Origin of the sequence: Streptomyces javensis, assembly GCF_039525925.1 — a bacterium.
Lineage (GTDB): Bacteria > Actinomycetota > Actinomycetes > Streptomycetales > Streptomycetaceae > Streptomyces > Streptomyces asiaticus.
In genome coordinates this window covers 1-5947 of sequence record NZ_BAAAIF010000165.1, presented here as the reverse complement: position 1 = coordinate 5947, position 5947 = coordinate 1, and the positions used below count along the sequence as shown (strand labels likewise).

General features: G+C 71.3%; 5 protein-coding genes and 1 pseudogene. All 6 read left to right on the top strand.

Translation table 11 applies throughout. The annotated features are described in order from the left end of the window. A pseudogene (locus tag ABD329_RS47110) lies at nucleotides 1-97 on the top strand (ABC transporter ATP-binding protein); the annotation flags it as partial. 214 nt (nucleotides 98-311) lie between these two features. Further along, complete coding sequence (locus ABD329_RS47105) at nucleotides 312-1085, top strand: IclR family transcriptional regulator (protein ID WP_309142932.1); 774 nt, start codon at nucleotides 312-314, stop codon at nucleotides 1083-1085. A gap of 190 nt (nucleotides 1086-1275) precedes the next feature. After that, on the top strand, nucleotides 1276-1578 hold the full coding sequence (locus ABD329_RS47100) for a response regulator transcription factor (protein WP_051573984.1): 303 nt from the start codon (nucleotides 1276-1278) through the stop codon (nucleotides 1576-1578). A 92-nt stretch (nucleotides 1579-1670) separates the two neighbouring features. Then, nucleotides 1671-3134, top strand: a complete 1464-nt coding sequence (locus ABD329_RS47095) for an MFS transporter (protein ID WP_198281476.1) — start codon at nucleotides 1671-1673, stop codon at nucleotides 3132-3134. 69 nt (nucleotides 3135-3203) lie between these two features. After that, nucleotides 3204-4589 (top strand): NAD(P)/FAD-dependent oxidoreductase, encoded by a 1386-nt coding sequence (locus ABD329_RS47090; protein WP_306420220.1) that lies wholly within the window; start codon nucleotides 3204-3206, stop codon nucleotides 4587-4589. A gap of 160 nt (nucleotides 4590-4749) precedes the next feature. Further along, the coding region (locus ABD329_RS47085; RefSeq protein WP_344318172.1) for an ACP S-malonyltransferase at nucleotides 4750-5947 on the top strand (1198 nt) is incomplete at its 3' end.

The following is a 5947-nucleotide window of genomic DNA, read 5'->3' as shown; positions in this document are numbered from 1 at the left end:
CTGTGACCGGGTGCTGTGGCTGGAGAAGGGCGAACTGCTGATGGACGGCCCGACCGACGAGGTCATCAAGGCGTACGAGAAGGAGACCGGCAAGTAGCCGCTCGGCAAACGTCGTTCCATAAACCATCAGGCCCCGCCGGGCAACCCGGCGGGGCCCAGTTGTCCACAAGCGGACCAAGTTCCCCGGATGGGAATGGGTGTGCGTCCGTGGCACGTTGGGCAGGGCGACGGGGGAATCTGCACGGGGGGCTGACGGGGTGGCCAGTAGCGGTGCCGTGGGCGGAAGCAGTCATGCCGAGAGGGTGTTCCGCGTGCAGCGGGCCTTCACTCAGCTCGGCGGGCGGGCCCATGGGCCCGGGGCGCTGGCCAGAGCGGCGGACTTGGACGACTCGACCGTCTACCGGATCCTTCAGTCCGGGGTGCACCAGGGCATCTTCGTCCGCGAGGGCCGGGGTCTCTACCGGCTGGGCTCGGCGGCCCCGCAGCTCGGTCTCAAGGCCCTGGCCCACTCGCCCGCGCCGGAGGCCGCCCACGCCCTCCTGGAGGCGCTCCGCCGGGCCACCGGGGGGCTGGCCTTCCTCTATCTGCTGGCGCCCTTCGGTGGCGCGCACCGGCAGTGCGCCGACATGGCCGTCGGCGACTCCGATCTGACGGAGCTCGGGATGACGCCGCGCGCGGTGCAGACCGTCGAGCACTCGCTGCGGGTGGGGGCCGCAGGGCGGGCCATCCTGGCGTATCTGCCGGAGACCATCCAGTCGGAGGTGCTGGACCGGCCGGTGCCCGCCGAGGCCGGCCCCGGCGCCTACCAGGACGATGTGCGGCTGCTGGCCTCGCTGGAGCGGATCAGGGCGCGGGGGTACGCCCTGGGGCACGAGGAGTGCGCGGCGGGGTGGAACGAGTGCGCGGCGCCGGTCACCTGGGACGGGCTGGTGATGGGCTCGGTGCTGGTGATGAAGCCCAAACGGGTCATGACGCGGTGTCCGGTGACCGTCATCGAGGCGGTGGAGCGGACGGCGGCGGACCTGGCCGACCTGGGGCGGGGCCGTCCCGCCGGCCCGGATGGCAACGATTCGAGAATGAAGTAAATTTAAGGTAACAGGAGTAAACGTGAAGCGCATTCTCCGTGCTTCACCAGCACTTTCTCGCGAGGCGAGAAAGGGCCGGAAATCCTTGACTCGTACGGGCGTGCGGCCGCAATAATCAAGAGGGCAATCAAGTCTGATTCTTGCATGATCGGCGGCTCCAAGGGCCGCCTAACTAGGGGGAAATGTCACCGTGTCCGACAGGGGCGGTCTCACCGTCGTGCCCGATATTCCCGTGCCCAACTGGGCGCGGGAGCTGGAACGTGTGCCGTTGTTATCAGCCAGGGAGGGCCAGACGTTTGCGCTGCTCGGCGCGGGCTGGTCCAACCGCCGTATCGCGCTGCGGCTGCAAGTGACCGAGCGCACGGTGAAGGCTCATGTGGCGTCAATACTCGCAAAACTCCAGGTGGAATCGAGGCTACAGGCCGGTCTGGTCGCGCTCAGCTACCGCCACCTGTACCAAAGTACAGTTCCGGGGAGAGGCGTGGCCGGTTAGCGTTGCCGCCGTCTGCCCGTATATCCGTCGGCCGGATAACGACGTGAACCAACCTGTCGCACAGCAATCGCGCCGTCATAGGAAAGGTATTCATGACTGACCGTTCCGGCCCGAGCGGAATGAACCCCGTGTGGACGCTGGTGGTGTCCGGACTCACCGTCTTCATGGCCGCCTTGGACAACCTCGTCGTCATCACCGCGCTGCCCGCCATCCAGAAGGACCTGGGCACCAGCCTCCAGGACCTGGAGTGGACGGTGAACGGCTACACCCTCACCTTCTCGGTCTTCCTGATGGCCGGTGCGGCCGCCGGTGACCGGTTCGGCCGCCGCCGGGTGTTCCTGGCCGGCCTCGTCGTCTTCACCGGCGCCTCCGCCGCCGCGGCGCTGTCCGACAGCGCGGACGCCCTGATCGCCGCCCGGGCCGTACAGGGGCTCGGGGCGGCCGTGGTGATGCCGCTGACGCTGACCCTGCTGACCGTGGCCGTCCCCGAGCGCCGGCGCGGTGTCGCGCTGGGCGTCTGGGGCGCCCTCAGCGGGCTCGCGGTCGCGCTCGGCCCGCTGATCGGCGGGGCCGTGGTGGAGAAGATCTCCTGGGAGTGGATCTTCTGGGTCAATGTGCCGATCGGCGTGGTGGTGCTGGTGCTCGGCCTGTGGAAGCTGGCCGAGTCCACCCGCCCGGACACCTCGCTCGACCCGGTGGGCACCGTCCTGGTCAGCCTCGGGGTGTTCGGCGTGGTCTACGCGCTGGTGTCCACCACCGAACACGGCTGGTCCAGCGGCCGGGTGCTCGGCTTCCTGGCCGGCGGCCTGGTGGTGCTCGCGCTCTTCGTCGCCTGGGAGCTGCGCACGGCCGAACCGATGCTGCCGATGCGGCTGTTCGGCAACCGCGCGTTCAGCGCGGTCAACGCGGCCAGCCTGCTGATGTTCGCGGCCATGTTCGGGCTGGTCTTCCTGCTCACCCAGTTCATGCAGAACATCCAGGGCTTCTCGCCGCTGGAGGCGGGCGTGAAGATGCTGCCGTGGACGGCGATGCCGGTCGTCGTCGCCCCGCTGGCGGCGCTGCTGACCGCCCGGCTCGGCAACCGTCTGGTGGTCGCCGCGGGCCTGCTGTTCGAGGCCGCGGGCCTCGGCTGGCTGGCGTCCGGGGTGAGCGCGGACACCGCCTACGCCGACCAGGTGCCCGGTCTGGTGCTCGGCGGAATCGGCCTGGGGCTGTTCTTCTCGCCCGTCGCGGAAATGGCGATGAACGTCGTCGCGCCCCGCGACCAGGGAATCGCCTCGGGCGCCAACAACACCTTCCGGGAGCTCGGCGGCGCACTCGGCGTCGCGGTGCTCACCTCCGTATTCACCACGCTCGGCGGATACGGCTCGCCGCAGGAATTCGTGGACGGGCTGCGGCCCGCCGCCTGGATCGGCTCCGGAATCGCCGCCGCCGGTTGTCTGGCCATTCTCATGGCACCGCGCGGCCGCACCGCGCCGGCCGACACGAAGGTGATTTCTTCGGGAGCCGTCGAGGATTCATATCAGGGAAACCTCCCGAGCCGGTCGCCCAACTAAATTCGACAGAGCGAAGTCAGAGCGAACAAGATGATCCACCGGTCCCCGGACCCCGGGTGACCGTTGGGTATGGGGGACGCTATGTACGACGTCATTGTGGTAGGAGCGCGTATCAGCGGGTCATCGACCGCGATGCTCCTGGCGAGAGCGGGGTACCGGGTCCTTCTCCTCGACCGGGCGAAATTCCCCGGCGGTAAGGGGGCCGCCACCAATCTGGTCCACCCTCCGGGAATTCTCCGGCTGAAGCGCTGGGGGCTGCTGGACGAGGTGGCGGCCACCGGCTGCCCGCCCATCCACTCCTACGGTCTCCAGAGCGGTCCCGTCCAGCTGATGGCCAAGCTGCCCGCCGTCGAGGGCGTGGCCGAGGCGTACTCCCCGGAGCGCCGCAAGCTGGACGAGATCCTGCTGGAGGCCGCCGTCAAGGCCGGGGCGGAGCTGCGGGAACAGGTCGCGCTGCGGGAGCTGCTGACGGACGCCCAGGGCACCGTCATCGGCGTCCGGGCCGAGACCGAGGACCGCACCCCCATCGTCGAGCACGCCCGGCTGGTCGTGGGCGCCGACGGCTCGAACTCCACCGTCGCCCGGCTGGTGGGGGCCGAGAAGTACGACTCCCACCCGGTGCTCAACAAGAGCCACTGGTCGTACTGGGCCGATCTGCCGCACGACGGCAAGGTGCGCACCTACCGCCACCGCCACCAGCACGCCTTCACCTGGCCCACCCACGACGGCCTGACCATCGTCGGACTCGCCCTGCCCGTCAAGGACTTCAAGGCGTCCGCCGACGGGGAGCGCGACGCCACGGTCGTCTCCGCCTTCGAGCAGGTCGACCCGGAGTTCGCGGCGCGGCTGCGGGAGACCCGGCGCGTCGACAAGTGGATGACCGGCGCGGTCCCCAACTTCCTGCGCCACTGCCACGGCCCCGGCTGGGCCCTGGTCGGCGACGCGGGCTACACCCGTGACCCCATCACCGCCGCCGGCATCACCGACTCGCTGCGCGGTGCCGAACTGCTGGTGGAAGCCGTGGAGCCGGCCCTGGCCGGGGACCGCGACCTCGCTCCCGCGCTCGCCGGCTACGCCCGGCGCCGGGACGCCCTGGTGAGCGGCCACTTCCAGTACACCCGCGACCACGCCGCGATCGCCGACTACAACCGCGAGGAGCTGGAGTTCATCCGGGCGATGGCCCGCAGCCCGCACCACGGCAGCGGCATGGTCGGGATGTTCGCCACCATCGTCCCGCCCGCCGAGTTCTACTCCCCGGCCAATATCCACGCCCTCTTCGACCACATCCCGCCGGGCTCCGAGCCGGGCTGGAAGATCCGGATGGTGCGCTGGCTGGTCCGCGGCGCCCCCCGGCATCTGCCCCCGGCGACCCGGCTCGCCGACCGGCTGATCGCCGCCAACCTCGGCAGCATGGGCACCTTCCTGCTCGACTCCCCGGTCGCCCGCGTGGCCTAGCCGGGCTCCCCCGCGGCCCGCCCCACCGGGCTCCCCCGCGGCCCGCCCACCGGGCACGGCCGCGACCTCACAACGGCCTTCGGCCGCCCACAGCGCCGCGCCACCCGCGCGGGTGGCGCACCTCACCCACCGTCACCACCACAGCCATGGAGGCATCGGCATGTCCAGCAATCCGTCCCCCGGCGTCACGACGGCGTTCCTCTTCCCCGGACAAGGCGGCTTCGACGGCGAGGCGCTCCGCCGCGCCAAGGAGCGCCATCCCCAGATCGGCCGGGTCTTCGAGCGGCTCGACACCGTGACCGAGGAGCTCTACGGCAGCAGCGTCTCCGAGGTGCTCTTCGGCGAGCGCAAGGCCGATCTGCGCGATCTGCTCGACAACGACCCCTGGGCCTCCCAGGTCGCCATCTACGGCGCCGGTCTGGCCGCCCACGAGATCCTCACCGCCCAGGGCGTCGCCCCCGACGTGCTGGCCGGGCACAGCCTCGGCGAGATCACCGCCCTGGTGGCGGCCGGGGCCTTCTCGGTCGAGGACGGGGTCCGGATCGTCGCCCGGCGCGTCGCCGTGATCGAGCGGCAGAGCGGGGTCGACGGCCGCATGGTGGCCCTGGCCGCGAGCGCCGAGCGCACCCGCAAGCTGCTCGAGCTGGTGGACGAGCCGCTGCTGGCCGTCGCCACCGAGAACCACGACGAGCAGACCGTGGTCAGCGGCCCCGCCGCAATCCTGGACCGGGTGGTGGCGATCGCCGGGCAGCTGGACGTGGGCGCCATCGAGATCGACACCCCCTTCCCCTTCCACACCCCGGCGCTCGCCCCCGCCGCCCCCGAGTTCGCCGCGTATGTACGGAAGCTGGACCAGCGTCCGCTGAACCGGCCGGTCTACTCGCCGATCCTCCAGCGCTACTACGAGCCGGGCGACGACCTCGCCGAGCTGCTGGCCGAGCACTTCACCCGACCGGTGCGGTTCGCCGCGGCCGTACGGCATCTGCGGGAGACCGGCGCCGAGGTGTTCGTGGAGGCGGGCGGGCGCGCCGCGCTCTCCAAGCTGGTCGCCAAGGTGACCGACGGCTCCGCGGTGCGGTCGCTGCCCACGCTGGCCGTGACCGGCGGGCGGCTCGCGCTCGACGGCACCCTCGACGCACTGCGCGAGGCCGGTCTGGCGGCGCCCGAGCGCGGCGGGCTCGCCGAGCTGCTGGCCCCCTCGGTGCCCGCGGACGTCTTCGCGGCGTACTGGAGCGAGCGCGGCCACATGGTGCTGGAGCTGGTCCGCACCGAACTGGACGCCTTCCGCAAGTCCACCGAGGCCCGCGGCGCCGAGCGCGGGCCCGCGGCGGCCGCCGATCCCGAGCCCGCCGCCGAGG